This window comes from Leifsonia sp. NCR5 (assembly GCF_002105485.1).
Taxonomy (GTDB): Bacteria; Actinomycetota; Actinomycetes; order Actinomycetales; family Microbacteriaceae; genus Leifsonia.
The window spans coordinates 21,905-48,061 of the sequence record NZ_NCSR01000013.1 but is presented as its reverse complement, the minus strand read 5'-3'; the positions used below and the strand labels follow the sequence as shown (position 1 = coordinate 48,061).

Genomic DNA, 26,157 nt, shown 5'->3' with positions numbered 1-26,157 from the left:
TCAGGCTCGCTTCATGGTGACGAGTGAACGGCGAGCCATGTGCCAGAGCAGGGGCTCTGCGACGCGGTGCGGCTGGATGCCCCGGCTGCTGACCGTTCCGCTCTTGTAGTCCGGCTCGGAGCCGAGCGCCGACGCGACGAAGAACCGATAGGTCTGATAGTTGTGGTCGAGCGTCCGCAGCACGTCGTCGCCGCCCCACTTGTCGATGAGGCCCGCGACGTACTCGTGCAGTTCCAGCGACTCGGCCTCGTCGAAGTAGGGCTCGCGCGTCGATGGCTTGCGGATCGGGCTGTCCGGGTCGACTTCGTCGAAGAACGCGTCCGCCTTCGCCAGAACAACCGCCACCGGCTTTTTGATCTTCTTGCCCGGCTTGAGGTGCTCGGCCTCTCGCAGCACGTCGGTCAGGGCGCGGAGCACGGTGCGCGGCTCATCGACCAGGCTGTTCGCGTTCACGCCGCGGCGGAGGGCGTCATCCCGGTTGCCGGGGAACCCGAACGGGTCGAGGAGCAGGATGATGCCATTCGCAGCCTCGAGGTAGTGCAGGTCCCTGGCCTTGTCGGGTGTCGAGAGGTTCTCGCCCGCGGTGTCGTAGAACGAGAAGATCGTGGACACCGTCTGCCGGATTCCGGCGACGCCGGCCTTCTGGAGGGTCACGGTGTAGACCGCCGGGACCCGTTCGGAGGCGGCGGTCTGATCGGGAAGGCGCCCGGTTCCCGTCTCCATGTCCTTGCGCGCGGAGTCCAGTCGGGTGAGGAGGTTGGACGAGCCGACCGTGTCGATGCTCGCGTCGAACCGACGAGCGACGGTCTCGGTCAACTCCTTGCCGAGCACGCTGAGCATGACGGTCTTACCGGACCCGCGCACGCCGACGATGCCGAAGAGCGGGCTGTCGACCGTGAAGTTGTCGGGAAGCACCGAATGGCAGTTCGGGCAGACGCGCGTTCCGGTCGGGCCTTGGCAGCGGGGGCAGGCCGGCCGCGCGTTGCTGAGGCTGCGGCGGGCCTCCGGTTCGAAGCTCGGCAGCACAGGGAGGGCATCGCCGAGCACGCGCACACGGGACTCGTCCTCGCTGACGACGCAGGCGGTCCGACCGGGGGCAGGGCGTCCCGAACAGCGGTACCAGACCTTGCCCGGGTCGATCTGCGCGTAGCAGTAGGGGCAGGGGGCGAGGCGGGAGAAACCGAATGCCATCACTCGACCTTCATTCGTGCGGGAGGGGGATCGATGAGTCGCGAGCCCGGCGACGCACTGAATGCGCGCAGCCAGAACGTCCCTTTGACGCGGGGGAGGTCGACGGAGACGGATGGGCTCGCGGACGAGATTGTGGTCCGGGTCAGCGCGGTGCCGCGATCGGCGTCGAAAGGCATCGTCTTGCCCGCGGAGCCGACGATGACGATGTCGAACGCCGGAGCGCCGGCGGGAGGCTCGAAGTGCAGCGTGGCGGAACCGGCTCCGCCGAGGAGCCGGCGGCGGAACTCGATCGTGTACGGCACGGCCATGGCGGCGCCCGACACCGTCGCGGTCGTCTCCGGCGAGAGCCAGCGGTCGTCGCCGTCGCCGGCGACCGTCGCGACGGCGACCGTCCCGCCCGCCGATCCGAGCGCGATGCGGCACCCGCCTTCGACCCGGTACTCGCTGTGGGAGATCCTCCGCTCGCCGGTCGTTCCGTCGCTGCTCCATCGCGCCCGGACCTCATACTCTGGTCCCGGCCAGTCCCAGGAGAGCACCACTTCGTCACCGAACCGCTCGACGCGGAGGTTCCGGATCGTCGGTGCCGTTCCGTAAGTGCTGAAAGCGCCGATGAGACCGTCGTCGCCGTCGCGGGTCACGGCGACGTAGTGCCGGAGGCCTTCGCCGGCCGCGCCGCGGACACCGTCGTGACCCGGCCGCCCGGTTAGCGGGCGGCCGGCGAGCTGTACCCCACGACGACGGATCTCGGTCATCGGCAGCCGATCGCCGCGACGCCATTCGGGCTTCTGCTCGTAGTGCCAGATCTCGACGGGGTAGCCGTCAAGAGACCTCCAGACAGCCTGGGCCGACGAACCGCCAGCGGCATCTAGGTCCGCGCCGACCGTCAGCTCCGCCACTACCCGAGCTGCACCGCGCGGCACTCCTGTGACCCGGACCGTCTCCGATCGGAGGGTCTGGCCGGCGGCGCCCGAGTAGACGGCGGTGAGGAAGTACGTATAGGTCGCCCCGGTGCGCAGGCCGCCGGCCGTTGCTCCGCTGTGCGCGGACGGCTGCAGCTGGGTCGTCGTCCCGTCCGGAGCTGACTGCGTCACTTCGATCGTGCGCGACTCCGGCGGTGCCGTCCAGCGCAGGGTCACGCTCGACGGATCCGAGGTCACCACGACCTCCGTGACGGGTGGCAGTGCGAGGATCTCGGTGACCGCCACCGGCGAGGACCCGGAGCCCCGCGTGGCCGAGACGCCGTAAAAGACCGGCACCGCCACCGGTGGTGCCGCGTCTTCGAACGTTGTGCCGGAAACCGGCGCGCCGAGCTTTTCTCCGTCGAGGTTGTTCCGTGGTGCGCGGCCCGTCGTGCGGATCACCTGGTACACCACGTCCTCGGTCGTCCCGAAACCGGGCTCCCACGACAGCCGGACCCTCCGGGCATCGGCGGACACCGCAGCGACCGCCTTGAGCGGTGTGGAGGGAGGCAGGTCACGCGCCGTCCGGGCCAGCGCTTCGTCGTCGGAGCACAGCGTGAGCGCCTGATTCAGAGCCCGCGCGGCGGTCTCGAGGTCTCCGCGCGCAACCGCTGTACGGGCCTCGGCGGTGAAGTCCACGACTTTGCGCTCGGTTCCTTCCAGCGCGTTCAGCGCCGCCTTCTGGTCGTCGGAGGTCGACTCGCTCTTCTCGGCCCAGAGCGACTCGTAGAGCCGGCGGGCCTCCTTGAGTGCGCCATCGGCGATCAGCGCCTGCACGTCGTTCCAACCGCGCCGCGGCTGGCCTCCCGACTCCGGTGCGACGTGCAGGAGGATGCGTGCGGCGTCGGCCTCGGTGATGCCCGTGCGCTCGACGAAGGTCTTGAGTGATCGGCGCTTCGGGCCGCCCTCCTGGTCGATACGGCGACCGGTCTCGAGGAAGATGGCGATCACGGTGTCCAGCAGTTCCGCATCGCTGGCCGCTGAGCGTCGGAGCGCCCCGAGGATCTTCCCGATCGCGTTGTTGTCGTTCGTGTCGGAGAGTTTGTGGGCGTGGGCGACAGCGCGATCGACGGTGGCGAGCGAGAGCACCAGGCGCGGATCGTCGGTTCGCAGTCCGTCCAAGATGGAGAAGGACGCGGGCTCGCCCTGCTCGATGAAGATCGCCGAGAGCAAGCTCCGGCAGGAGGTGCTCTGCAGTGCCGTCGAGATCTCCTTCACGATCGCGGGAGGTGCCGAGATCGGCCGGATGTCGTCGACGACCGAGATGCCCGCGCTGCCGACGACGCGGGCGAGGTCGGCGTCGCTGACGCTGTCGGCGACCCCTGCGCTCTTCGCCAGCCGGCGGAGACTGTCGGGAGTCACGATCTTTAGGCCTTGGTATTCCGCTGCGACCTGCTCACCGAACTCCGCAAGAGCCTCGGCCGCTTGGCGCGTCTTCGCCGCGAGGATCGTGTCCCAGAACTCCATCGTCCGTATTCCGGGGTTGCGGCTCAGCACGATCTCGTGGAAGTCGAGGGGCTGACGCGTCCACCCGGGCTTCTGCACGGCGACCTTAATCGCGTTGTCTACCGCACTGATCTGCTGGGCCAGCTCGGCGTCCGAAGTGCCGGGGCGGACGTCGTAGAAGTCGGCGAGGTCGAACCGGCCGCCAGGCACCGACAGCCCCGGGTCCTCACGTAGCTCGCGAAGGGCATCGCGCAGGGCGGGCCCCTTGCCCTTCCGGTATTCGTTCAGGACGCGGTTCCGATAGTCCTTCGCATCGAACGGCACGTCACCCCTCCCTTCTAGTCACCTCGGCGTCCGGCCCGCGTGCGTCAGGCGCTACGGGTCATCCCGGCGATGGTCTGCTTCAGCTGTTGCACGTCCTCGTCCTGCAGGACTGCGAGGGACACATGCATCTCGATGCGCTGCGCGGAGGTGGGCTCGTAGGCCGTGAGCGTCGCGTGTCCCTCGGCATCGATGTGCAGTTCGAACTCGATGGTTGAGTCGGCGGAGAGGTGCGGGAGGTTGCGCAGCACGGCGCCTTCGGGCGGGGTGACCTCTCGGTTCTCGGAGGGCGCCTCGTTCTCGACGGGACTGTTCTGCTCGAAGATGTGGATCTCGAGCTCGGTCGTCCCGTCGGAGACGGTGCTGCCCTGGAAGACCGCGTCGAGCGGGAGCGAATCATTGCCGTGGGCGCTGAAGTCAACGTAGGGCGTCCAGCCGTTCGGCGCGGCCGGGTCGCGTCGCACGAACTGCACGCCGAGGCTCCGGGAGAGGACGTTGCGGATCTCGACCGTGGAGGTCCCGAGCAGGAACTTCTTCTCGTCGGTGCCGAGGTCGTCGGCCGACGAGTCTCCAGAGGCGATCGTCTCAGCGAATGCCAGGCCGGCATTGCCGTAGATCGCGGCGCCCTTGGCGACGGCGAGATCGAGTTCCGTCTTGCGCAGGGTCCAGCCGAGCTCGTTCTGGAGGGACTTCTCGATCACCGGCATGCGCGACGAACCGCCGACGAGCAGGACGTCGTCGATCTCCAGTCCCGGCTGCTTTTCGCGGGCGGTGTCGAGCGCCCGCCGGGCGATCTCGAGGGTCTGATCGACCAGCGTGCGGGTGGCCTCCTCGAACTCGGCCCTGGTCACTTCCACCTTCTCGAGTGTGTCGCCGAAGCGCAGCGTTACGCTCGTCCGTTCCCGGCTCGACAGGGTCTTCTTCGTCTCCTCGACCTTCGTCATCAGGTCTTGGGCGAAGTCTTCGTCGGTAGTGGGGTCGTCGTCCAGGCCGGCCTGGGCGATGAACTTCTCGTTGAGGAGCGCGAACAGCCGTGCGTCCCAGTCCGCGCCGCCGAGCAGACGGTTCCCGTCGATGCCGATGACCTCTATGACCCCGGGCGACACACGCATGACCGTGCAGTCGAAGGTGCCGCCGCCGAGGTCGTACACGAACAGCGTGCGGGTCTCCTCGCCGGTTATGCCGACCGAAAGGGCCGCGGCGACGGGCTCTGTGACGATGCCCACGACGTCCAGGCCGGCGGCGACTCCGGCCTGGCGGGTAGCCTCCTTCTCGGCGAGGCCGAAGTAGGCGGGAACAGTGATGACCACCTTGTCGGTGTCCACCCCGCTCGCCTCTTTCGCGTAGTCGACGAGGTCTTTGAGGATGATCGCCGAGATCCCCTCTGGTCCGAAGGCCGTGCCGAAGAACTGCTGCGTGAAGGCGGTGCCCATGTGGCGCTTGATCAGCGAGACGGTCGCGTCCTGGTTCACGAGGATGGCGTTCTTCGCCTCCTTGCCGACGACGAAGTTCGTCTCGCTCTCGAAGAAGACCACGGACGGCGTCGTCTCGTCGCCTTCGCGGTTGCGGAGCACCTCGGCGTTGCCGAAGTCGTTGATGTAGGCGATCGCGGAATAGGTGGTCCCGAGATCGATTCCGAAAACCTGGTTAGTCATTTCAGTGCGTCCTCGCTGCGGTCGGTTCCAAGCGGAAGGGGGATATCTGCGTCTTCGGCATGCGCGGCCAGCGTGGGGTCGAACGCGAAGACGCTGACACGCGCATATAGAGCGGGCTTGGAATCGGGGTCGAATCGGAAGCCCTGACGCAGTACAGCGGCGATCGTTTTGTCCAGCGCCGGATCCGCGGTGGGGACCTGCTTGGCCGCGGTGTGCTGTCGCATGTCGAACGGGTCGCCCGGTCTGGCGTCGAGGGTCTGCGCCCCGAGGAGGTCGATCGTGCGTTCCACCTGATCGGCCAGCAGGTCGAACTCCTTGCGGATACGCTCGGGGCCGAGCGGCTCGTAGTCGCGTCGCGCCGCCTCGGCGACCGCCGCATGGAGGTTGGCGAGCTCGGTGACGGCGGGACCGAGCAGCGCCCGGGCCTGGTCGCGCTGAAGGGATTCGATGCGCTCCTGCATGCGCGCGGTCAGCTGCTGCTCCGCCTTCAACCGCTCGGTGACCAGCTGCACCGAGTCAGTCTCCCGCTGGGCCAGCTCGTCGCGGTACGCGCGGAGTTCGAGCGTCAGGGCGTCGATCGGATCCGGAGCCGGTTCAAGGTCAGGCACGGAAGCCTCGGGCGCATGGCCCTCAAGGGCCGCCTCCGCGTCCGCGCTGGGCATTTCGTCGATTGCAGGCGTAGCTTCACCGCTGGCCATGTGAGGCGCAACTGCGGCCCAGGAGGGGTCGTCGGACACAGGTACCTTTCGTCAGCCGATTCGGGTTGCAGCTGAATGGTGGTACTTTCGTCCACCCCAACAAAACGATTGACGCAAAAGTGAGCGTCAATCAGCGATATGCTAGCGATGCCCAGACCGGGCGTGCTACCCCCACTTCTGGGTGGCCACTCCGACACCGTCTTTCGGCTAGGGAGTAGCGGCCCAGCGGGATCGGGCCCGATATGCGCAGAGTCAGCTGACTACTTCCGGATCTCGTGGCCGCCCGTGGGACCGAGGAAGCGGGGCGCGGCTCGATCCCGACCGCTGGACGGTCGTCGGCGTGGGCATTGGTAGTGGAGAGCATGGTGAGGACCCTCATTTGATCGCGGTCCATCGCCCGATTTTCCGGTCAGCAGCGATGTCTTCCGTGCCTCGCGGCGGGCGAGTAGTCCCCGCCACTGACTTTCTCAGACAGCGGTCCTGGGGGACGCCGGAAGGATCGTTCTAGCCCGATCAACGGGGCTGCGGCGAATTCATCCCCGGTTTGGGGCGGATCATGTAGTCAGTGGGGATCTCTCACTTATGTCAGGCTACATCCCAGCGAGCGCGATCGACGCGCCGTCGAGAGGATTCGCCCAATGTCACGTCGACGCCCCGCGCTAGTAAGGGGGGTAGCGGCCCTGATTGTGGTGGTCTCGTTGGCGGGATGCTCCCCACGGGAGGGGTCTACGCCAATCGCCGCTCAGACGAAAGCCGCGGTGGATGGAAGCGAGACTCCATCCGCTACTGCAAGTCCGACGAGCCCACAATTCGTGGGGCGTCCCGTCAAGCAGGCTCACACCATTGCTGAGATGGACGCGATCACAGATCTCAACGACTTCGCGAAGCTTCCCTACGGGGACCGGTGGGCATTCGCCTTCGCCAAGAACGCCCAACTCTCCGTGGCGAAGCCGGGCAACGACTTCGGTTACACGATGCCGAACTCGATTCCGCCGTACTTCTGGGAAAACATCGAAGGCACCGCCATAAGCGACGGGAACACTCTGGAAGGCGCGAAAATCGTGTCGGCGTTGCAGTACTACGGCACCGATCTGAGCACTGGCGAGATGAGCGCTGCATACAAGGCTTCCTCGGACAGCGTCCTGCAGTCCGGGGGAAAGGGCGTCATGCTGGCCAGCAACGACGTGTTTGTCGCAAACGGGCACTGGCAGACCGGAACCGACCGCGACGGAAGCGCCATCGACTTCATCAACGTCACCGACAAACGAGTCACAAACGACGACACGGTGACTCGTGGCGAGGTCACGAACCAGGCGATCCGCCAAGTCGTCCAGCTTCTCAACGGCGACACTTACGTCACCTACCCACAGGGATACGGCATCGATGGAAAGAAGTCGCCGATCGATGGTGGACAGTACTAGTTTGCGTCAAAGCAGCCCGCCCTGCGGTAGCAATGTGACCCTAAAGCGGGCTGTTGTGAGGCTTTTTACGAACCGAATCCTCTCTCTCGCCGCCTCACCGCTCCAACCAAGATGAAAGCTGAACGCATTGTGAATGACGAAGCTCAACCGAAGGCCTCAATGCGATGGGTCATGTTGGCCGTGATCGCGCTCGGGACGGTTGCGATGACCTTCAACTGGTTTGTGATGCCGTCGACCTTCGGAGGTGTGGCCGCGGCATATTCGATCGATCTCCCGCAGCTAGCGCTGCTCATCTCCGGCTTCGTCATCGGCTACGGAATCATGCACATCCCCGCCGGATTCCTCTCTGCGAAGTTCGGGATCCGCGCCACCGTGGTGACCGGCCTGGTTATGGAGGGTGCGCTCACGTCGTTGGCTGGCATCGTCGACGGGTACCCGGCGCTGCTCATCACGCGCTTCCTCGCTGGTGTCGCCGCATCGATCTATGCCGGCATCAGCATCGCCGCAGTGAGCGTCTGGTTCAGAAAGCGTGAGCACGCCGTCGCTCTGGGCGTCGTCTCGGCCTCGTTCAGCATAGGGGTCGCCGTTGGCCTATACGCCTGGACACCGGTCGTCGAGGGCCTTGGGTGGAGGGGGGCGCTCGTTGTCGCCGGTCTCGTCACACTGGTCGCTGGCCTTGTCGTGCTGTTGGTCTACCGCACCCCCAAAGGTATTCCCAGCCTGCTCGGTGTGAAGCTCAGCGGTCCCGCCATCGCCGCGATTCTGCGCAACCGCTTCCTGTGGCGATACGGACTCGCGTTCTTCGGTGGTTACGGTGCCTACTTCGCGGCCTCTCAACTCATCGGTATGTACGCAGCGGACGACCGGGGATTCTCGGAAGGAGTCGTCGCGATCGCTGGCCTGTTAGTGGGAATCGCGGGTATTCCGGGAAGCATCACGGCGGGCATTGTCGCCGACCGCGTGATGGGCGCTCGTACGACCTTCCTGCTCTTCCTGGCCATCCAGGGGCTCGGCATCCTGTCACTGCCGGTCGCTGGGCCCGACACGCTGTGGCTGTCCGCCGCCGTGATCGGATTCGCTTTCAACGGCTGCTTCGCCGTGTGGCTGGTCGCGCCGGGCAACGATCGTAGTGTTCCGCCTGAACTGATCGGTACCGCTGTCGGGTTGCTGTTGACGATCACGGCAGTCGGCGGGTTCGTTATGCCGTGGGTCTTCGGTGAGATCGCAGCCTTGGCAGGCTACGCAACGGCCTGGATCGTAATCGGCCTCCTGACCCTCGTCTTCGGTGTGTTCCTTCTGACACCCAGCCGCAGACGTCGCGGCAAAGCGTTCCCGGCCACCGCAAAGCACAGCCCCGTGACGTCCCGCCGCTGAGCATCGCGCGTCGATAGTGCTGGCGTACACCCACACGGGCGCCTGCACCATCGACTACCCCTTCCGTGCTGCAAGCCACGGGTGAAAGTGCGCGAAAAGGGAAAATTGATGGTGCCGACGCGCCCCGAAGGAGTTGGGCGTCGTCGTGCGACGCGAGGAAACTCGCGTCGAAGGGTGCCTCGGGCAGCGGCCAGAACAGGCCACGTACGAAGGCAAACGACATCGCCAGCTTGGTTGCCGGCCTGAAGCGACGCTGCCCCAAAGACCAGTGGCATACTTACGAACGTGCGCTGCAAACTGTCTTTCTGCGGAGTCGCTTCATGCTGATCACAATCGATGGCACAAACGGCCAGGGGAAATCGACCGCCGGGCAAATGCTTGCCGACAGACTAGGCATTTCTTTCTTCTCCACCGGGCTAGTGATTCGATTCCTATCGCACGAATACCAGCAGCTGAAAGACCAGGGCGTTGGTCACAGTGCAATACTGCAATCGCTCTACGGTTCCGCTTCTGCTGACACCGTTCTGTACCTGCAGAACCGCAACAACGCCGACTTGTATGACGACGGGTTAGTGAAACACTTTGGGTTCATCACCGGCGATAGCGAAATGTTGCGTCATGTAGATAACGCCCTGGATGACTACCGTCGCGGCCGAAACGTAGTTATGGACGGCCGGAACCTCTATGAGATCTTCCCCGACGCAGAATTCAAGTTCTATTTCGAATCATCGCTCGAAAGGCGAGCGGAGATACTGCAGCACTCAAAGAGCATTACGAGATCTGAAGCTCTCGAGAAGCTGCGGTTGAGGGACGGCCAGGAACGAACGTTCAGCGGTCCGCGCACAGAACTGATCGTGCTTGATCCGCTGTCATTTACTTTGGACAGTCTTATCGACACCATGTACCGACAAGTCACAAATGGCGAGTGAAAGGGAACTCTTCGAGCTCCTCGACTCTGCGGGTGCGGAGATGAAGGCGAATGAAGACGCGTTCTTCGACCTGTGGAATAGGTCGATACGCACGAACCTTCGTTGCAGCAACTCGTTCAGGATTCAAGACCATGTCAGCAAGTACGGCGGCTTTCGGCTCGGACTGCACGAGGTTGAGCAGCTTGCACCGACGCTGCGGGACTTCTTCAGACGCCGCGGTCATGTGGAGGACGAGACCGTCTGGCTGCGTGGATACACCTACTACGAATGCGATCCGCAGATGCACGTAAGGCGGAGCGGCTCGACTGAAATCTCGCTGTGGCAAACCTTCTGCAGTCACTGGAAGGCCTATTCCGAGCTCGCCTTCGCCTGCGAGGGAGAGCCGTGGACGTCGAACGTCGTGAACTGGATCGGCATAATTTCCTACCTGGAGTACGTCTTCAACGATCTGTCGACCATGCTCTGGTTCGTGTACTCGAATGAATCGAGACTGCGCGGCAGTTCGCAGATTGCACTGACGATCGAAGCCTGTGTCGGCGAGATCGCCGACATGATCGCGAGTCTTTTGCTGTTTCGATATCCCGCATCGACGGACGGATTTCCACAGAGGATCGCAGATGTCGTCCTCAACCCGACCATCTCGGCGTTCGTTGACGAATCGTCGCGTATCTCCCATCTTGTGCCCGGAAGTGTTCGTGCCGTCCGCGAGGGCGATTCATTGCCCGTCCTCTTCGCCGCGTACACCACGAAATTGGCTGCTTTCGGCGAAGGTCTCGAATCAGATCGCGTCCTGATTCTGAGCAACGCCTTCGGTGCCCTAAACCAAGGGACGATATTCCAGCGTCTAACGTCCGACCGGTGGCAAGCCGAACATGCCAATGTGCAGTACTCGCAACATCGCGCCGATGGCCCAGACTTGGGCGAGAGATCGGGAACCGTTCGGGTGTTCCGCGCGGGGTCTATGGCGCGGATGGTCGAGGATTATCGTGACCGGTGCGTCATCGTCGTCGATGATTGCATCTTCACGGGGAAGAGTTTCCATGAAATCAGAGGCGTTTTCGCCCCCGGCACCGAGGTGGTGCCGTTGCCCTTGATGCTCGACACTCAGTCGCTCAGATACCACCGGCGCGAGACGAGGGATCCACGGGAGGCATATCGGACCGCGAAGGTCGCCGTCATGAGGGCTCGCGAGCTGGGCGACCGACTCCCTGCTTTCGAGGCGTTCTGGGACTGGAGCGCTCCCGCGCGCACTGCCCCCCACGACGAGGCATCCGATTTCGACGAAGTCATGTCGGGTGGCGACGTCCTGCTCAGGACCTTGTGGTCGAGGTTCAGGCAACAGATACTCCCGTCCCCCGCGAAGGAGTGCCTGTAGTGGGAATGGTGGCCGCCCGCGGGACTCCGCTGAATGAGGGCATCAGGTTCGGCCGGATCTTCTACTATTCCGAACACATGGGGCACGCGGCGTTCGACGAGATCAAGGAACCCACGATCGTCGTCGCTGTCGACCTCACGCCGGGGGACACCATTCGGTTCGGCAGGCTCAATGTCGTCGGTCTGGTGGTGAAGAACGCGGCGCCGAACTCGCACACCGCCATTTTGTCGAGGACGATGGGTCTTCCGGCTTTGTGCGGAGAGGAGGTGGACGCGCAGTGGCACGGTCTGCCTGCCATCATCGACGGCGGCGGCGAGTTGATCGTCAATCCCGACGAGCCGACGCGGTCGGAGTACGCGCTCAAGGCGGATGACTTCGACGCTCGACAAAGAGAGTTGGCGAGCGTGTCCCGCGACCTGTCTGCGGTGACCAAGTCGGGGAACTCCATTCTGCTCTACGCCAACATCAATGCTGTTTCCGACGTGGAGAACGCCATCGCGAATGGTGCCGCGGGAATCGGGAATTTCAAGACGGAATTCATGTTCATGGAGTCGTCGGATCTGCCCGGGGAGGAGCAGCAGTTCCAGATCTACACGGCCATGGCATCGCGATTGGGGACGGGGAAGTTCGTCATCAGGACGCTCGACGTGGGCGCAGACAAGACCCCGGGCTATCTTCACTTGGAGCCGGAGGAGAATCCGGCGCTCGGGTATCGCGCCATCCGGATCAGCCTGGATCGTCGTGACATCTTCGTGCCTCAGATTCGGGCGATATTGCGAGCCAGCGCCTATGCGAACGTGGCCATCATGTATCCCATGATCGTGTCGGTCGACGAGGTGCTTCAGATCAAGGAGATCGTCGGCCAGGTGATGGAGGACCTAACCGGGGAAGATATTCCGTTCAATCGGGATATCGAGCAAGGCATCATGATCGAGACGCCTGCCGCGGTGCTCATCAGTGACGACCTCGCACCTCTTGTCGACTTCTTCAGTATCGGAACCAACGATCTCACCCAATACATGCTCGCCATCGATCGAACGAACCCCAGGCTTGCAGAGCGGTACGGGCCGTCCCATCCGGCGATTCTTCGGTCGATCAAGTTGGTGGCGGAGAATGCGCGCAGTGCCGGCGCATGGGTGTCGATCAGCGGCGAACTCGCTGCGGATGAAGCGCTCACGAGCACGTTCCTCGACTATGGGGTCGACGCACTGACAGTCTCGCCGTCGAGGATTCCGCAGCTGAAGGTTGCAGTCCGCAATATTGATTGATTCCAGTTCAGGAAGCAGCGGAATATTCTTCGCTCTCGAACACGAAGTCGTAAAGATCGAGTGGGCTGCACCCAGAGTCGCCCGATTCAAAGTAGATGGCCGTTCCCGGTCGTACGTGGCAGTACCAGCAGTTCACTGTGCAACGAATTTCCCGCGTCCAGTGGAACCAACTCGACGTGCAGACCGTCATCTGCCCGTCTGGTCCCTTCATCTGCATGTACTGATGCGGATCGGTCCAATTGTCAAGCACGTGGGATGACAGAGCGATCAGTTTTGCGAATGAGACATCGCCCTTGGTCACGACGCCGCTCTTCTTGAAGCCCTCGAGCTTCACGTACCCATCGACGAGTTCGAAGTCGAATCCCAGCGCTTCCAAGACGTCCAAATTGGTCGGATCCGAGTTGTCGAACGTGCTATCGACCTTTCCTGTCACGATCGCCACCATGGACGAGCACCTCGGCGCATCGCTGACGCCCAATTTCGCGCAGAGCGCTTTGATGTCCGATTTCAGACCGTCATAGTTGTACTTCTTACCAGCGACTTCATTGGGATCGAGATATCCGCCGTGCTTCAGGTACCTGTTCCCTTGAGCGGCCATTTCGATGATGGGAGCGAGGACCTCCATGGAGTCATTCCTGCCCGGAATCAACGGTCGGGTGTTCAACACGGTCTTCGGGAACTTCGCGCATACCCGGAGGTAGTTGTCGAATCGAGCTTGAAGCGGCACCTTGCTCTCGCCGAGACCGGTCACTCCGCACATGATCCAGATGTTCGAATTGACGGAACTCAACACGTCGATCTGCTCGTCCGTGAGGATGGACTTCGTGGACACCTCGATCTCGCCTTGATAACCCTGTTCCGTAAGATAGGTGACCTTTTGCAGCGTGTCCGGCCATTGGTCGCGTTGGAACGGGTCGCCGAATGACGTGTTGATCGTGACGGGCAGGTTCGCTAGCACCTGCCGCGCGCGGTACTTCAAGTCGTCCTTCACGATGGTCTTCTCCCGAGACATAGGTGAATATCAGTGGTGGTGCGAACGTGGGTGCTTTCGTGGGTGCAGGCTTAGCGTACTTCGGTGAGCGACACGCGCGTATTAGCTAGTCGCGGGGATTCAGACGGAACGGCGAACCGTATGCTCGACTCATCTATCCCGAGCTGCTCCACAGACGTCCAGTTGCCCACTCGACAGGATCAGACCGCCGCCGGCCGGAACGGTGCGATGCCCGTCGGAGTGGTCATTGCGGCGCGCAAGCGGTTGCGCCCGAAATCGGCCGATGCCCCGAGCGCCCCGAGAAACGTCGTGCGAACCGACTCGGGAAGATCATTCAACTGCGCCACCCCCGTCGAGAAGTTCTGCGTGTACTCGATCAGCGGCCGCTCGGTTTCCTCCCAGAGCCGAAGCCGATCCGGGATGCCACCCCCGCCGACGGTGACGGCGTGCGCGAGGCCGGCGGCGTTCATCATCGCGCAACCGCCGCCTTGGCCGAGATAGGGAGGCTGCGCGTGCGCGGCATCGCCGAGCACCGCGACGCGGCCGGCTGACCATCGCTCGAGCGTGATGTGCTCGAACTCGGCCCAGTGGAGTTCATACCCGTCGAGCTCGGCGAAGAGCCCGGCCAGCTGGGGGAAGTCGTCGGTCCAGACCACCGGGTCGAGCCGGGGCGCCACGGAGGGGTGCCCTTTCGGCGATACGAGTGAGATGTATAGCGACGCGTCGCTGATCGGCGTCCACAGCACGAAGCGCCGTCCGGCCATCCATTCGATGTATTTCGGCTCGTCGGCGTCCGGGAGAAGTCCTCGAGTCCGCGGGATTAGGGCGCGGGCGCCCATCTGCCCAAGGCCGATCCGGGACTTCGTCAGCGCGAGCCCGTCACGGATGCGCGAGTTGACCCCGTCGGCGACGACGACGAGGTCCGCCGTTGCCTCCGTCCCTTCTGCGAACGACACCGAGCCGTCCGGGTGGGCGGAGACGCCTTCCATGTCCGTCCGTACGTCGACGCCGAGGTCCTGGCACGCTCTCGCGAGTGCGTCGATCAGCCGACTCCTGGTCGCGGTGAGTACCGTGGCCGGCCTGCCGCGGCCCGTCTGGACCGAGGCCATGACCTCGTCGGCGGCGTTCCGCGTCTCGATCACCGGACCGTAGTGGGCGCATTCGATCGCCTCGTCGAGCACGCCGAGGTCGGCGAGCACCGCGAGTCCGTTGTTCCACAGGTAGATGCCGGAGCCATGCGCCCGCAGCGTCGACTGGCGTTCATAGAGCGTGACGCTCCACCCCCGCTTCGCGAGCGACGCCGCCGCCGTCAGGCCGCCGATGCCGCCGCCGACGATGCTAGCCGAGCCGAGCATGTCAGGCGCCGTAAGACAACGTGATCGCAGCGACCATCTCGGCCGGGCTATCGATACCCAAGTACGTGGAGACCTGCTTTTGGGGAATTCCTTGGGTGAGGACCATCGCGACCGCGTCGCGTTTGAACTCCTCAGAAGACTTCACTGGCATGACAGACATTCTTTCGCGTCCGATCCCGCAGAATCAAACGACCCTGGAGCCAAACCAAAGCGTCAGCATTCCCAGCGCTATCCGGCGGAGGGAATGTGGCACTAAGGCGGGGCCGTCGGGAGCACTCTTACAAACCAAATCCTTGCTATCGTTCAACGGCCAGCCCAAACCCAGACGGCCGAACCAACTGCATCCCGCAGAACTCTAGTGAGCTTGACTCCAGCAGGGCGACTCTTCTTTCCTTGACACCAGAGCGGGACAGCGGGGGGACAGTTGCAGTCATCTCCATGTTGTGCAGGGGGCTGTATTCGTTGCATCTGGTCTCCGAAGATGCGGCAATTAGCTGCCCTACTCGACCCTGCTAAGGTGGAGTGCCCTTTACAGGGCACCGTGGGTTCAAATCCCACCGTCTCCGCATTTTGATCCCTGTTAGTAACCGGTCTTTCACGCAGGCAATCGCTTTGACCGGTGGTACTGCGTGCGTCCTCGGGACTGCCTTGGACCTGGCCGCCCTGCCGTCGATGCGACGACGTGAATCGCGAGGGCGCCCTAGTGGACTGTTTCCACCTAGGTTCGCGGTTAGTGGTGCTCGGTAAGGATTCACCCGCCAAAGACCTGGATCCAAGCGACAACTGCCGCGACAAGTGCGCCGACGAGCACACAACCCCAAGCGCCAGCTTGGCGATCATATGCGCGGCCGAGGCGCCTCTCATTCTCCGCGAGGACAACCTGTGATTCAGCAACAATCCGTCCCGCTTCGCGACGTCGGCGCGCCAGACGCCATCTCGGAATCGACGCGAGCGCGCGCTGTTGCTCCTCGCGGATGAGCCGATTGTGATCGCCGAGAAAGGCTTCCATAGATTCCACGCCGGAGATCGCGGCCAGGATACATTGCCAAGTAGCGCCAACGAGGGCCGCTGTGGCCGCAACCGCGAGCCACACTAGCGCGCCTCCACTTGGCTCGCTCACGCCGAATGCGCGGCGGCGATGCCGGTGCTGGCGCGGTACTCCGGTGCTGCGGGTTCCGTCGTGAACTCCACAACTTCGACGGCCTCTTCCTTGAGCGCTTCGAGCACCTCTGCCGGGGTAACGCGGAAGAACTCTCGGCGAAGGTTGATTCTGTTGACACGTTGCTCGGCGAAGCGCTTGTGAAGGAAGTTCTCGACGCCGACGGCATCGGCTGCGAAGAAAAGGGCATGAACATCGAACCGGAATGGCACGGACGCGTCTCCGAGTTCGTGGACACGGTCCATCGGCTCGAGGCGTCGAGTCATGCCGATCTTGACCATGTTTTCGCCGAAAGCGCCAATGTTTGAAATGACGTAAACATGCCCGGCGCGGATGTTGGCCGCGCGGTAGTCGACGTCGTTGATGGCACGGTCGACGTCAGACAGTTGCATCCTGATTCGGTCGGCGCCTTCGATGTCGCCGTTGGCTTCGAGTGCGGCAAGAGTTGAGAGGTAGTGGGCGCGCTCCTTCTCGAGTCGTTCCTTCTCGCGACGAAGTTCTGCCTCTGCCTTCTGCTGCTCGCGGAGTTCGGCACGACGTTCACGGTCAAGTTCCCGTTCCCGTTGGAGCGCCATGAGGTGCGAGTTGGCGAGTTCAAGTTCCTTGAGCCGAAGCCGGTGATATTCGTCGGTGATCCGCAGCTGGATCATCTTGCCACCGTTGGCGATCTGCTCGGCCGCCTTCGTCAGCCGCGTCTGGGCCGAGTAGAGATTGCCGGCCTTCGTCGCTTTGATCGCGTTTTCTGCCTCCGCGTTATACGCCCGCAGCAACACCTTCGTCATGTCGTTGATGAACTTCTTGCCCTGCGCAGCCGAGTTATTGAACGTGAACCCGCTGGTGGTCGTCACGGCACGCTTGTCACGAACCATGTTCTTGATTCGCGACCGGACGCTCTCGAGTTCGGTCGCGAGGGCGGCGGACGACTGCGCGGGGTGCTCGTAGTCGAAGAGTCCGACTTCCTGCAGCGCGACGATGTCGGCGACGTCGACACGTTCCTTGTTGATCTCATCCAACTGCTGCCGTGACCACGCGAGTTGCTGCTGGGCGTCCGTGAGTTGCTTGTTGATCGAGGCCAACGATGAGGCCGCCGCGGACTGGGCCGACATGGCCGCTGCCTGGGCGCGGTCTCGTTCGGCCGCGAGCTCCGCCTCCTGCTCGGCCCGGTAGGCGTCTATGTCCGCGAAGGATCGGAGCCCGTGTTTCTCGATAATCGCCTGAAGCTCGGCGACCTTGGCCGTCAGCTGACTCGCTAGTTCACGGGCGTCCGCCTTGCTGAGTCGTTCGATCGGCTTCGCAGCCCGGCGAGTGGAAACAGCGTCAGCCGGCATTCGCTGGTCCGTCCAGATGGCACCATCCCACCAACGCTTTCCCCCGGGCCGTTCCGTATCGGGGTACCAACCGGCTGGCACTGCAGAAGGCTTCGGTCGAGTCTGATCGGTCCAGGTGGACCCATCCCAATAGCGGAGGACGGTTGGATCGTCGGGGTTCTCGTACCAGTCAGCTGCTGCGCTCATCGACTCGCTCCTCGGGTTGCCCGACGAGGCTACCGAGACGGGAAAGGTCGCTAACAGCCCCAGACCGGGTGGCCTGAACGCAACTAGTCTTGCCATCAGACCTCAACGGACGACCCAACCGGCACGCGCAATCTATAGTGTGACCGTGCCGAGCGACATCGACCCCACTGTCTGGCTAACTGCTCCGCTTGCGCCCGAGGCGATCGGTCCAAGTAAGCACGATCCATCGGCGTGGCACTACACGAATGCCGTGGGTATCAACGGCATCGTTTCGACCGGCTTACTGTGGGCGTGTTCGACGGACGGGTTGAACGATAGCCAGGAAGTTCAGTTCGGGATCGGGGCATTCCGCCGTCTGTGGGAGCTGGTCAAGCCCGCTCTCATCGATGAGGCACCGGTGGCTGCGGTCGAAGAGTGGTTAGCTGACATCGAGCGGCGAGCGGCCGCTCGCGAGGTTCTAGTGGTCTGTGCCAGCGAGAACGGTGACAGCCTCCTTCACTGGCAAACGTACGCGCGGATCAATGACGGGTACGCGATCGAGTTGTCTCCGACCGTGGAGTACAAGGTGTTCGCATCCGAGGGGCAGCCCGCGTTGTTCCAGCCGGACGATGTGCCCGCGATCTTCTGGCGCTCGGTTACCTACGGGGACAAAGATCCCGAATGGGGTTGGGAGCAGTGGGACCCGACTCGCCGAATGCTTGAGGGTGCGCTCGACGCCTTCGGCTCGTTGGAGAGGGGCCAGATCGCCAACGAGGGCTTCATGCGCGACCTGCTCGACCGGCAATACGTTGCTCTTGTATACGCCTACAAGCACGAGGGGTTTGCCGACGAGCGAGAGAAGCGACTTATCGTCGTTCGACCCCCAATCGACGGATTTACAGCCGACCGCGATTCGCACTATGGTCCATCTCATAAGGTGTTTTTGGCGGCGGTCGATGAACCGGATCCCGAACGCTACACCGTCGACAGGATTGCCCGATTGCCTATTCTTTCGGTGCAGCTGGCCCCACGGAACCCGGAAGGCGACGAGGAGCGACTGCGTGATCTCCTCGATGCCGCCGGCTACTCGGGAGTACCGATTACCCGATCGAGGACGCCAATCCGATAGAGCCAGATGGCTACTTTCGGAATCAGTTGCGGCGAAACAGGCGCTGAAGGCTAGACCGACGCAGCGGCTCGACGCCCGAGATCACCGCAAGAACGCATTGCCATCTACCTTGCCGGTGCGTGCGTGCAGGCCCTTAGCTCGACGCCTTACGCGCGCTAGCCTGACTCCTCGAACCCGTGCGTCTCCACGAGTGACCGCTGTCGGTGCGTATTCGGCGATTGCACCCAATCGACTCGCACCTGCACCGCATATGGGTGACCGTTGTTGGTGATCTTGTCTTCCTTCCATGCATACTCACCGCGGCGCATGACGCGCCCGAAGTCCCAGTCCGAGAAGCCGTCCGGGTGCGTGATCGGCTTCGGGCCGGGCAAGGGCTCGGCTCCGTTCTGAGGCTGGTACGGCACCCAGCCTTCCCAGACGCTCCCCGCCTGATCCTTGACGCGCGAGTAAATCGAAACGCGTTCGGCGTCACCCGGGCCGAGTTGACGAACTTCGGCACGCCAGAACTCTGAACCTGGATACTGCCCTGCCTGACGGCTGAACTCGAAATCCCAATTCGGCTGTGCGGATGCGCGCTGCCGGTAGATCGAGTAAAGCGATGCAAACAGCGCCACGCCCGCTATAACCGAGGTGATCCAATCGGCGGCAGTCATCGATTGGAGCGCCCCTATTCGTCGTCCAGCAGAACCGTGTCCGCGATCTTCGTCGCCACCTCATCCAACGAGGCGTAGTCCGACGTGGTCAGGCCGGAACGGGCTGCAAGAAGCGGGCTCACCCTCCGAAGCTCCTCGAAGGTCGTGCCGTGCACGATCGGGATAACGCGGTCGGTCGCGAGGAGCGCGGACAGCTCCTGAGAGGCGATCCCGTCGCTGTTGAGGCTGGCGAACAGGGCGGGTGTCACCAGCACGATTCCAGCGCGAGACGCCGCCAACCCCTTATCGATCTTGCGAATGAGCGAGGTGCCCAAAGGCACGTCCATTTCGCTGAACCAAACCGAGACATCGAGCCCGGTCAGGAGGTTGTGCAGTTCCAGCGCCGCCCCCTTGCGGTCGTCCCATGCATGGCAAAGGAATAGGTCGCGCTGTGCAGTCGCGATCTCAGCTATCCGCGCGACCTGTGCACGGACGGGATTGAGAGTCTGATACTCGCGGACGGAGTACGTGACCTCAGACCGACGCGCACGACTCGCCGTGCTAGTGCGACGACCTCCGCCTGCGCGGCTGCCGCTGGACGACCGGCTGAAGCTGGGGTATCGCTTGGGCAGAGGTGGGGTCACAGGAGCCGGTGGTGGCGTGTACGAGGGACGTTGGTTGTACGGGTCCCGGTATCCACCGCCGTAGCGGCCGTAGCGCCCTCCGTGGACGGGGCAGTCTGCGCCGCCGCCGCGGGTGTGTCCTCGAATCGGAGCCGTGCACTGTGCCATGACCGAAGCATAGCTACCGCCTACGACAATGGACGCAAACGTCAGGCGGCGTAGGCGGGGTCGGCGTCAGAGGGAGTCAACGAGGCGGTTCTCCACCGTCGCGATGGTGTTCGCGGACGAAGGTGCGCCGGTCGCGGTAGCAAATTCTTCGGCATAGAACTGCCAACCGGCGAGGGCAGCATGGCTCGGAGGTCGGCAGGCGGCCGCGAGCTTGCCGGTTGGCGTGCTGATGTTGGCAACTCCATCACGCATCCTTTCGCAGTCCCAGGCTCGATTCTGTGAGTCGTCCAGATGCTCGGTCCAGGATGCGTATGGCAGGTGGAACTTTTGGGCTGTCGTCATGGAATCGTGATGGAAAGGCCCCTCGTAGATCGGCGGACTGGCGCCTTATCCGGAATCAACCGAACTGCTCGCACTAAATAGTTCGCATCCATTCCGCGATTCGGCCATGTCGCCACGCGGTGAGTCCGAGCGTCCCAGATCTCCTGCGGCATTTTATTGATAAATGCTCACCTTGACTGCAAGGATGTCCGGGGAGGTCCGGATGACAGAGGGCAAGGCATTCCAGTCGGTGGTCGCGTGGCTCTCGCTGGTGCGGAACCTCCTTGCATTGATCGTCACCGGCGCTGCGGCGATTCCGCTGCTCCTGGTGTGGGGACGAGGGCTGCCGACCTGGGTTCTCCAGACGCTGCTCATCGCCCTGGTTTTCGTTCTCGGAGCCCTCAGCGGTGCTCTCATAGCCCTCTTGATCCTCCGCAAGCGAGACGCTCCTCTGGGCTACCGGTGGCTTCGGCTTGAACGGACCCGCGAATTCGACCAAGTGAATCCTCGACGTCAGCGGATGGTTTCGCACATAACGATCCAAGCGCGGCGGGACAACGTCGAGATCTTCCAGGACCTCATCCAGTGGACGGGCGCCATCAAGCCGCGGCAATCGATTCTCAGCGACGGGCACTCGTTGTTGCCTGTCGAGATCCCGGGGATCGACGGGTGGCAACGGTACTACGTCCACCTCGGCCAGCCGCTGATGAGGGGCGACCTCGCAGAAATCGTCATTCAAACCGAGTTCATAGATGTGTCAGATGACTCCGCCCACTGGATCAGTAAGACCGTTCGCGAGACGATTCTCAACGAGCTGGTCCTGAGGCTTCGCATGGGCGCGTTCACGCCGCCGAAGACACAGTTCCAAGCAAAGGTCAGTGATCCGTCCAAGGATGCATCGTCGATCCTCAAGCGGCTCGACGTCGAGTACGACATCACCACAGGGGATGTGTCCGTGAAAATCGCGCGACCCAAAGTGGGTCGCAGGTACGGGCTGGCTGCATTGCCCTGGACGTACCCGGCTGACTTGCCCGACGCGACACTGGGCAACGCGACGTGGCCTCCGACGCACCTGTCCGCGGCCGCGCCAGCCGAGCGGTAGCTGAGGGATGACATCACCCCGGCGGCTTCGGCGTGCGCCGCGCCTTGCGCAGAACGCTCCGCGCCTCCCTCATCACTCCGTTCGCGTCTCCCAGGATGCCGCTCGCCTGGTCGAGCGAACGGTCCGCCTTTGCTGCGGTTCTGCTCGGCAGGATGAACTCGATCGCCAGTGAGGTCGCGACACCGAGAAGGACACCCGCTGCGAGGAGGAGCCCCTGGACCCACGCGGTTCCGGATGAGGTGGTCCAGCGCACCATCGTCGCGTCGAGCCTGGTGCGCGTTGCGGGGTCTGCGCCTTTCGGGTCGGTGGATGCCCAGCTCCGCGACCAGGTCACGGACTGAGTGAGGGCGTTTCCCACGCCTTCGTCCGGCATGGTCTTGTCGACGAGGTCGGAGGTCCGTCCCTCCAGGGAGGCTTCGAGGGTGGAGAACGGGCCGGGCACGGCTGCTCCGGGGGGTGGTGCGTAGCCGTCGATGAACTGGCCGTATTGGAGCGGGGGCGTGCGGGCGACACGTTGGTCGATCGTCGCGTCCGTCCATCGACCGACCGGTTCGGCCGAGAAGGAGGCGAGGTTGTCTCCGCTCAGGAAGGTCCGCGACTCCTCGCCGGCCGCGTTGATCTGTGGCGGCCCGTCGGCCTGGAGCTCCACCTTCGCGGTCTGGGACTGCGTGGGTTTCGTGCACGAACGACCGCCGCCGGTGAATGTGACCGTGGCCTTGGGCGTGAACCCGAGCCGGACGGTGGACGGGTCGAGCTGCGAACTGCAGGTGAACTGGAGGTACACCACGTCCGCGATGGCGGAGACGGGTGGCCCGTCCATGGTCGCCTGTTGCTCCGGTCGGGTGACGGTCCAGCGGCCATCCTCGATGCTCGGCACCTCAGGGAACGACGAGACGACGTAGAGATCGAGGCGTCCGTCTTCCTGCAGGGTGATTCTGAGTTTCACGGGCGCATCGCGAACGTTCGTCCAGACCACGATGCCTTCGTAGTCGCCGCGCGCAAGGTCGACAGACGGTGAACGGAGGGCCACCAGGCCGAGCGCGAGTCCCGCGCCCCCGACTGCGAGGACGGCCGCGGTCTTGATCAGCGCGCTGACGACTCTCATCGTGATGTCCGCGGCACAGTCTACTGACAAAAACTCATCAATGGGGATGTCGTCGCGTCGGTGTCACAGACCGGCACCCTCCCCGGTCTCCCTGGTGAAGGAGTTCTGTGCCTGGCGTTCCCGCCGAGCGCTCGACGGGCCAGAATCGGAAGACGGGACGGGGAACGGATGAACGGGAGAACGCGCGCGGCCGACGAGTCGCTGGAGATCTTCAGCCGCGAGCGGCGGCGGGTCTTCGGCACCGCATACCGGATGCTCGGGTCGGTGTCCGACGCCGAGGACATCGTGCAGGACACCTGGCTGCGCTGGCAGGCCGTCGACCCCGCCGAGGTCGACCAGCCCGGGGCGTTCCTGACCACCATCGCCACCCGGCTGTCGATCAACGTGCTGCAGTCCGCCCGCTCGCGGCGGGAGACGTACATCGGGCCGTGGCTGCCGGAGCCGGTGAACACCGAGGCCGACCCGTCGCTCGGGGCCGAGAACGCGGAAGCGCTCGAGTTCGCCTGCCTCCTGCTCCTGGAGGCGCTGTCGCCGACCGAGCGGGCGGCATACGTGCTGCGGGAGGCGCTCGACTACCCGTACGAGCGCATCGCCGAGGTCATCGACTCGTCGCCCGCGAACGCCAGGCAGCTGGTGAGCCGCGCCCGCAAGCATCTGGCGTCCGGTCGCGGCGAGACGGTTCCCGCCAGCGAGTCGCGGCGACTGCTGGAGGCGTTCCTCAGTGCCGCGCGCACCGGGGACGTCGAGCAGCTCGAGCAGCTGTTCGCCTCCGACATCGTCAGCTACACCGACGGCAACGGCGTGAAGCAGGCCGCCCGCATCCCGGTGGTGGGGCGCTCGCGGGTGGCGAAGTTCGTCTCCGCGTTCTCCAGCCACTTCTGGACGGGCAAGCGCATCGGCTGGACAACGCTCAACGGCCAGCCGGCGGTGACCGTCTCCGAGGACGGCGCGATCACCACCGTGCTCACCCTGACGGCGTCGCGCGATGGCATCCTGCAGCTGCTCTGGGTGATGAGCCCGGACAAGCTGCGCCACGTCGCTCCGGTGGGGGCATGACGGGCGGCCCGTCCGGATCCTGGCAGCACGTCCCCACCCGGTCGGCGGCGCGAGTGTACGCCCGGTCGATCGGCGCGATCCTGGCGATCCAGGATGCGTGCACGTCCGGCGAGGTCGCCGGGCTGGCCCCGCTGCTGCACGAGGACGCCCACCTGATCGTCGACACGGGCGGCAGGGTCGCCGCGCCGGAGTCGGCCTGCGGGCGCACCCACGCTCTGCACGCCCTCGCGCTGATCCTGGATGCGCGCGGAGTGGCGACCACGACCGTCCACTCCATCAACGGCTCGGCCGGGCTCGCCCTGCGCGACGCAGGCGACCGGGTGATCGGGATCGTCAGCGTCGCCGTCCACCGGCGGGTCGTGCACCGGATCTGGGTCGTGCTCAACCCGGACAAGCTGCGGCACTGGAACTGAGCATGGCCGATTCCTCCGCACGCGCCTGCGGAGGGGTAACGTGGCGACAATGCAGCCTCACCGTCATCCTGGTGGCCGCCGCGGGTCGCTGATGGTCGTCGCGGTGGCAGCGCTGGGGGTCGTGTTCGGTGATATCGGGACGAGCCCGCTCTACGCCCTGAAGACGGTCTTCCTGCTCGACGACGGGGCCGTGCGCGCCAACGAGGGCGACGTGTTCGGCGTCATCTCGCTGATGTTCTGGAGCATCACCATCATCGTGTCGATCAAGTATCTCGGCATCCTGATGCGCGCAGACAACGACGGCGAGGGCGGAGTGATGGCCCTGGCCGCGCTGGCGCAGCGACTGTATGCGAAGCGCGCAGGCAAGGCGGGCATCCTGCTCGTGATCGGCATCGTGGGGGTCTCGCTGTTCTACGGAGACTCGATCATCACCCCCGCGATCAGCGTCCTCTCCGCCGTCGAAGGTCTGCACGTCACGGTGCCGGCGATCTCGCATCTGGTCATCCCGATCGCCGCGGTGATCCTGGTCGGGCTGTTCCTCGTGCAGCGCTACGGCACCGGAAGGGTCGGCGTGCTGTTCGGCCCGATCATGGTGCTGTGGTTCGTGGTGCTCGCCGCGGCCGGCCTCGGCATGGTGATCCAGTTCCCGTCGGTGCTGCTCGGCCTGTCGCCCAGCTACGCGGTGGTCTTCATCTTCTCCCACCCTGCGATCTCGTTCATCGCGCTCGGTGCCGTGGTCCTCGTGATCACCGGCGCCGAGGCGCTCTACGCCGACATGGGCCACTTCGGGCGCTCGCCGATCCGGAGGGCCTGGTTCTTCCTGGTCTTCCCCGCGCTCACCATCAATTACCTCGGGCAGGCCGCGCTGGTGCTGCACGATCCGGCGGCGAAGGCCAACCCGTTCTTCCTGCTGATCCCGGATTGGGGGAGGCTGCCGGTGGTCATCCTCGCGACCGCCGCGACCGTGATCGCCAGCCAGGCCGTCATCTCCGGGGCGTTCTCGCTGTCCCGGCAGGCCGTGCAGCTCGGGCTGCTTCCGCCGCTCACTGTGCGGCAGACCTCCCGGCGCGAGGGCGGCCAGGTCTACCTGCCCGCCATCAACGCCCTGCTGCTGATCGGGGTGCTGGCGGTGATGCTCGCGTTCGGGTCGTCCGACCGGCTGTCCACCGCATACGGGATCTCGGTCACCGGCGCCCTCGTCGTCGACACGCTGCTGCTCGTGCTGGTCGCCCGGCCGCTGTGGGGCTGGGGGCCGTGGAAGATGGCGGCGGCCGCCATCGTGTTCGGCGGGCTCGAACTGGCGTTCCTCGCCGGCAACCTTTCGAAGATCGTCAACGGCGGCTGGGTGCCGCTCCTCATCGCCGGCGCGGTCATCCTGGTGATGACGACCTGGCGCCGCGGCCGGCTGCTGGTGCAGGAGGACAGGAAGAAGAAGGAGGGGTCGCTCCAGCAGTTCATCGAGGACATCCGCGCGAAGAACCTCCCGCGCGTCCCCGGCATCGCGGTCTTCCCGCACCCGAACAAGGACAGCACGCCGCTCGCCCTCCGCGCGAACGTCGAACACAACCACGTGCTGCACGAGTCCGTCATCATCGTCTCGATGAGCACGGCGTCCGTGCCGCACGTCCCGCCGCTGGAGGCGTTCACCTACGACGAGCTCGGATACACGGACGACGGCATCGAGCACCTGACGATCCGGTTCGGCTTCTCGGACAAGCCGGACATCCCGCGCGCGCTCCGTGCCGCCTGTTACGCAGGCGTGCTCCCGCTCGACGCCAGAGACTTCAAGGAAGCCTCGTACTTCATCTCCCGCGGGGCGATCCGCACCACCAAGAAGAGCAGCATGGTGCGCTGGCGCCGGTCGCTGTTCGTCGCGCTCGCGCACAACGCCGCCGACCCCGCCGCGCGGTTCGGGCTCCCGGCGTTGCGCACGGTGACGATGGGCAGTGACGTCGAGATCTGACGCCGACCGC

22 protein-coding genes and 1 tRNA gene are annotated in these 26,157 nt (G+C 64.3%); 11 read left to right on the top strand and 12 right to left on the bottom strand.

Annotated elements, in window-relative coordinates; genetic code table 11:
- From B7438_RS12185 to grpE, 4 genes are read right to left on the bottom strand one after another with little or no spacing between them, the layout of a single operon-like run.
- Entirely contained in the window at positions 1-1,191 is a 1,191-nt protein-coding gene (locus B7438_RS12185; RefSeq protein ID WP_085369870.1) for a hypothetical protein, read from the bottom strand.
- Positions 1,191-3,920: a fibronectin type III domain-containing protein gene (locus B7438_RS12180; protein WP_085369869.1), complete on the bottom strand. Its 2,730-nt coding sequence runs from the start codon at positions 3,918-3,920 to the stop codon at positions 1,191-1,193. The genes B7438_RS12185 and B7438_RS12180 overlap by 1 nt, the downstream gene beginning before the upstream one ends.
- Positions 3,921-3,964: 44 nt before the next feature.
- Positions 3,965-5,572, bottom strand: a complete 1,608-nt coding sequence (locus tag B7438_RS12175; protein ID WP_085369868.1) for an Hsp70 family protein — start codon at positions 5,570-5,572, stop codon at positions 3,965-3,967.
- Complete coding sequence (grpE, locus tag B7438_RS12170) at positions 5,569-6,234, bottom strand: nucleotide exchange factor GrpE (RefSeq protein ID WP_179150804.1); 666 nt, start codon at positions 6,232-6,234, stop codon at positions 5,569-5,571. The genes B7438_RS12175 and grpE overlap by 4 nt, the downstream gene beginning before the upstream one ends.
- Positions 6,235-7,121: 887 nt before the next feature.
- On the opposite strand from grpE, the gene B7438_RS12165 reads away from it, so the two are divergent.
- From B7438_RS12165 to ptsP, 5 genes are all read left to right on the top strand, one after another.
- Entirely contained in the window at positions 7,122-7,691 is a 570-nt protein-coding gene (locus tag B7438_RS12165; RefSeq protein ID WP_085369866.1) for a hypothetical protein, read from the top strand.
- 171 nt (positions 7,692-7,862) lie between these two features.
- Entirely contained in the window at positions 7,863-9,065 is a 1,203-nt protein-coding gene (locus tag B7438_RS12160) for a nitrate/nitrite transporter (protein ID WP_179150803.1), read from the top strand.
- Positions 9,066-9,130: 65 nt separating this feature from the next.
- Positions 9,131-9,994, top strand: a complete 864-nt coding sequence (locus tag B7438_RS12155) for a (d)CMP kinase (RefSeq protein ID WP_143465868.1) — start codon at positions 9,131-9,133, stop codon at positions 9,992-9,994.
- Positions 9,984-11,369 carry a hypothetical protein gene (locus B7438_RS12150; protein ID WP_085369863.1) on the top strand — a complete coding sequence of 462 codons (1,386 nt, stop codon included), beginning with the start codon at positions 9,984-9,986 and terminating at the stop codon, positions 11,367-11,369. The genes B7438_RS12155 and B7438_RS12150 overlap by 11 nt, the downstream gene beginning before the upstream one ends.
- Before the next feature lie 5 nt (positions 11,370-11,374).
- Complete coding sequence (gene ptsP, locus B7438_RS12145) at positions 11,375-12,637, top strand: phosphoenolpyruvate--protein phosphotransferase (protein WP_256922015.1); 1,263 nt, start codon at positions 11,375-11,377, stop codon at positions 12,635-12,637.
- Between the two features lie 7 nt (positions 12,638-12,644).
- On the opposite strand, the gene B7438_RS12140 is transcribed toward ptsP, so the two are convergent.
- The 3 genes from B7438_RS12140 to B7438_RS20295 form a co-directional block, all read right to left on the bottom strand.
- A complete protein-coding gene (locus B7438_RS12140) occupies positions 12,645-13,628 on the bottom strand; it encodes a hypothetical protein (RefSeq protein WP_143465867.1) in 984 nt (327 codons plus the stop codon).
- A 200-nt stretch (positions 13,629-13,828) separates the two neighbouring features.
- Positions 13,829-14,983, bottom strand: coding sequence for an NAD(P)/FAD-dependent oxidoreductase (locus tag B7438_RS12135; RefSeq protein WP_085369860.1), 1,155 nt, complete (start codon positions 14,981-14,983; stop codon positions 13,829-13,831).
- A gap of 1 nt (position 14,984) precedes the next feature.
- Positions 14,985-15,134, bottom strand: coding sequence for a transposase (locus B7438_RS20295; protein ID WP_143465865.1), 150 nt, complete (start codon positions 15,132-15,134; stop codon positions 14,985-14,987).
- A 298-nt stretch (positions 15,135-15,432) separates the two neighbouring features.
- Between B7438_RS20295 and B7438_RS20560 the strand changes: the two genes are divergently transcribed.
- Positions 15,433-15,549: transfer RNA gene (locus B7438_RS20560), tRNA-OTHER, on the top strand.
- A gap of 550 nt (positions 15,550-16,099) precedes the next feature.
- On the opposite strand, the gene B7438_RS12130 is transcribed toward B7438_RS20560, so the two are convergent.
- Complete coding sequence (locus B7438_RS12130; protein ID WP_085369859.1) at positions 16,100-17,656, bottom strand: DUF4041 domain-containing protein; 1,557 nt, start codon at positions 17,654-17,656, stop codon at positions 16,100-16,102.
- Between the two features lie 145 nt (positions 17,657-17,801).
- Here B7438_RS12130 and B7438_RS12125 point away from each other — a divergent pair, with 145 nt between their 5' ends.
- Positions 17,802-18,764 carry a hypothetical protein gene (locus B7438_RS12125; protein ID WP_143465863.1) on the top strand — a complete coding sequence of 321 codons (963 nt, stop codon included), beginning with the start codon at positions 17,802-17,804 and terminating at the stop codon, positions 18,762-18,764.
- A 155-nt stretch (positions 18,765-18,919) separates the two neighbouring features.
- Here B7438_RS12125 and B7438_RS20290 read toward each other — a convergent pair whose 3' ends face one another.
- The 3 genes from B7438_RS20290 to B7438_RS20285 all read right to left on the bottom strand — a co-directional run bounded on the left by B7438_RS20290 (position 18,920) and on the right by B7438_RS20285 (position 20,529).
- Positions 18,920-19,417 carry a hypothetical protein gene (locus B7438_RS20290; RefSeq protein WP_143465861.1) on the bottom strand — a complete coding sequence of 166 codons (498 nt, stop codon included), beginning with the start codon at positions 19,415-19,417 and terminating at the stop codon, positions 18,920-18,922.
- 14 nt (positions 19,418-19,431) lie between these two features.
- The gene (locus tag B7438_RS12115) at positions 19,432-20,187 is read right to left on the bottom strand and encodes a toll/interleukin-1 receptor domain-containing protein (RefSeq protein WP_085369856.1); all 756 of its coding nucleotides are present in this window, start codon (positions 20,185-20,187) and stop codon (positions 19,432-19,434) included.
- A 66-nt stretch (positions 20,188-20,253) separates the two neighbouring features.
- Entirely contained in the window at positions 20,254-20,529 is a 276-nt protein-coding gene (locus B7438_RS20285) for a hypothetical protein (RefSeq protein ID WP_143465859.1), read from the bottom strand.
- A 184-nt stretch (positions 20,530-20,713) separates the two neighbouring features.
- Between B7438_RS20285 and B7438_RS12110 the strand changes: the two genes are divergently transcribed.
- Positions 20,714-21,610 carry a hypothetical protein gene (locus tag B7438_RS12110; RefSeq protein ID WP_179150802.1) on the top strand — a complete coding sequence of 299 codons (897 nt, stop codon included), beginning with the start codon at positions 20,714-20,716 and terminating at the stop codon, positions 21,608-21,610.
- Positions 21,611-21,623: 13 nt separating this feature from the next.
- On the opposite strand, the gene B7438_RS12105 is transcribed toward B7438_RS12110, so the two are convergent.
- Complete coding sequence (locus tag B7438_RS12105; RefSeq protein ID WP_085369854.1) at positions 21,624-22,715, bottom strand: hypothetical protein; 1,092 nt, start codon at positions 22,713-22,715, stop codon at positions 21,624-21,626.
- A gap of 168 nt (positions 22,716-22,883) precedes the next feature.
- Between B7438_RS12105 and B7438_RS12100 the strand changes: the two genes are divergently transcribed.
- Genes B7438_RS12100 through B7438_RS12090 form a run of 3 tightly spaced genes read left to right on the top strand, consistent with a single transcriptional unit; the run spans position 22,884 to position 26,147 of the window.
- Positions 22,884-23,771 carry an RNA polymerase sigma-70 factor gene (locus B7438_RS12100; protein ID WP_085369853.1) on the top strand — a complete coding sequence of 296 codons (888 nt, stop codon included), beginning with the start codon at positions 22,884-22,886 and terminating at the stop codon, positions 23,769-23,771.
- Positions 23,768-24,184: a hypothetical protein gene (locus tag B7438_RS12095; RefSeq protein WP_085369852.1), complete on the top strand. Its 417-nt coding sequence runs from the start codon at positions 23,768-23,770 to the stop codon at positions 24,182-24,184. Before B7438_RS12100 ends, B7438_RS12095 begins: the two co-directional genes overlap by 4 nt.
- Positions 24,185-24,233: 49 nt before the next feature.
- Entirely contained in the window at positions 24,234-26,147 is a 1,914-nt protein-coding gene (locus B7438_RS12090) for a potassium transporter Kup (RefSeq protein WP_085369851.1), read from the top strand.
- Positions 26,148-26,157 lie beyond the last annotated feature (10 nt).

What these genes read in the sequence shown, in the direction of transcription:
- B7438_RS12185 (WP_085369870.1), bottom strand. Translation starts at nt 1,191, where the DNA reads ATGGCATTCGGTTTCTCCCGCCTCGCCCCCTGCCCCTACTGCTACGCG.
- B7438_RS12175 (WP_085369868.1), bottom strand. Translation starts at nt 5,572, where the DNA reads ATGACTAACCAGGTTTTCGGAATCGATCTCGGGACCACCTATTCCGCG.
- grpE (WP_179150804.1), bottom strand. Translation starts at nt 6,234, where the DNA reads ATGCCCAGCGCGGACGCGGAGGCGGCCCTTGAGGGCCATGCGCCCGAG.
- B7438_RS12165 (WP_085369866.1), top strand. Translation starts at nt 7,122, where the DNA reads ATGGACGCGATCACAGATCTCAACGACTTCGCGAAGCTTCCCTACGGG.
- B7438_RS12160 (WP_179150803.1), top strand. Translation starts at nt 7,863, where the DNA reads ATGTTGGCCGTGATCGCGCTCGGGACGGTTGCGATGACCTTCAACTGG.
- B7438_RS12150 (WP_085369863.1), top strand. Translation starts at nt 9,984, where the DNA reads ATGGCGAGTGAAAGGGAACTCTTCGAGCTCCTCGACTCTGCGGGTGCG.
- ptsP (WP_256922015.1), top strand. Translation starts at nt 11,375, where the DNA reads ATGGTGGCCGCCCGCGGGACTCCGCTGAATGAGGGCATCAGGTTCGGC.
- B7438_RS12135 (WP_085369860.1), bottom strand. Translation starts at nt 14,983, where the DNA reads ATGCTCGGCTCGGCTAGCATCGTCGGCGGCGGCATCGGCGGCCTGACG.
- B7438_RS20295 (WP_143465865.1), bottom strand. Translation starts at nt 15,134, where the DNA reads ATGCCAGTGAAGTCTTCTGAGGAGTTCAAACGCGACGCGGTCGCGATG.
- B7438_RS12130 (WP_085369859.1), bottom strand. Translation starts at nt 17,656, where the DNA reads ATGAGCGCAGCAGCTGACTGGTACGAGAACCCCGACGATCCAACCGTC.
- B7438_RS20290 (WP_143465861.1), bottom strand. Translation starts at nt 19,417, where the DNA reads ATGACTGCCGCCGATTGGATCACCTCGGTTATAGCGGGCGTGGCGCTG.
- B7438_RS12115 (WP_085369856.1), bottom strand. Translation starts at nt 20,187, where the DNA reads ATGGCACAGTGCACGGCTCCGATTCGAGGACACACCCGCGGCGGCGGC.
- B7438_RS20285 (WP_143465859.1), bottom strand. Translation starts at nt 20,529, where the DNA reads ATGACGACAGCCCAAAAGTTCCACCTGCCATACGCATCCTGGACCGAG.
- B7438_RS12110 (WP_179150802.1), top strand. Translation starts at nt 20,714, where the DNA reads ATGTCCGGGGAGGTCCGGATGACAGAGGGCAAGGCATTCCAGTCGGTG.
- B7438_RS12105 (WP_085369854.1), bottom strand. Translation starts at nt 22,715, where the DNA reads ATGAGAGTCGTCAGCGCGCTGATCAAGACCGCGGCCGTCCTCGCAGTC.
- B7438_RS12100 (WP_085369853.1), top strand. Translation starts at nt 22,884, where the DNA reads ATGAACGGGAGAACGCGCGCGGCCGACGAGTCGCTGGAGATCTTCAGC.
- B7438_RS12095 (WP_085369852.1), top strand. Translation starts at nt 23,768, where the DNA reads ATGACGGGCGGCCCGTCCGGATCCTGGCAGCACGTCCCCACCCGGTCG.
- B7438_RS12090 (WP_085369851.1), top strand. Translation starts at nt 24,234, where the DNA reads ATGCAGCCTCACCGTCATCCTGGTGGCCGCCGCGGGTCGCTGATGGTC.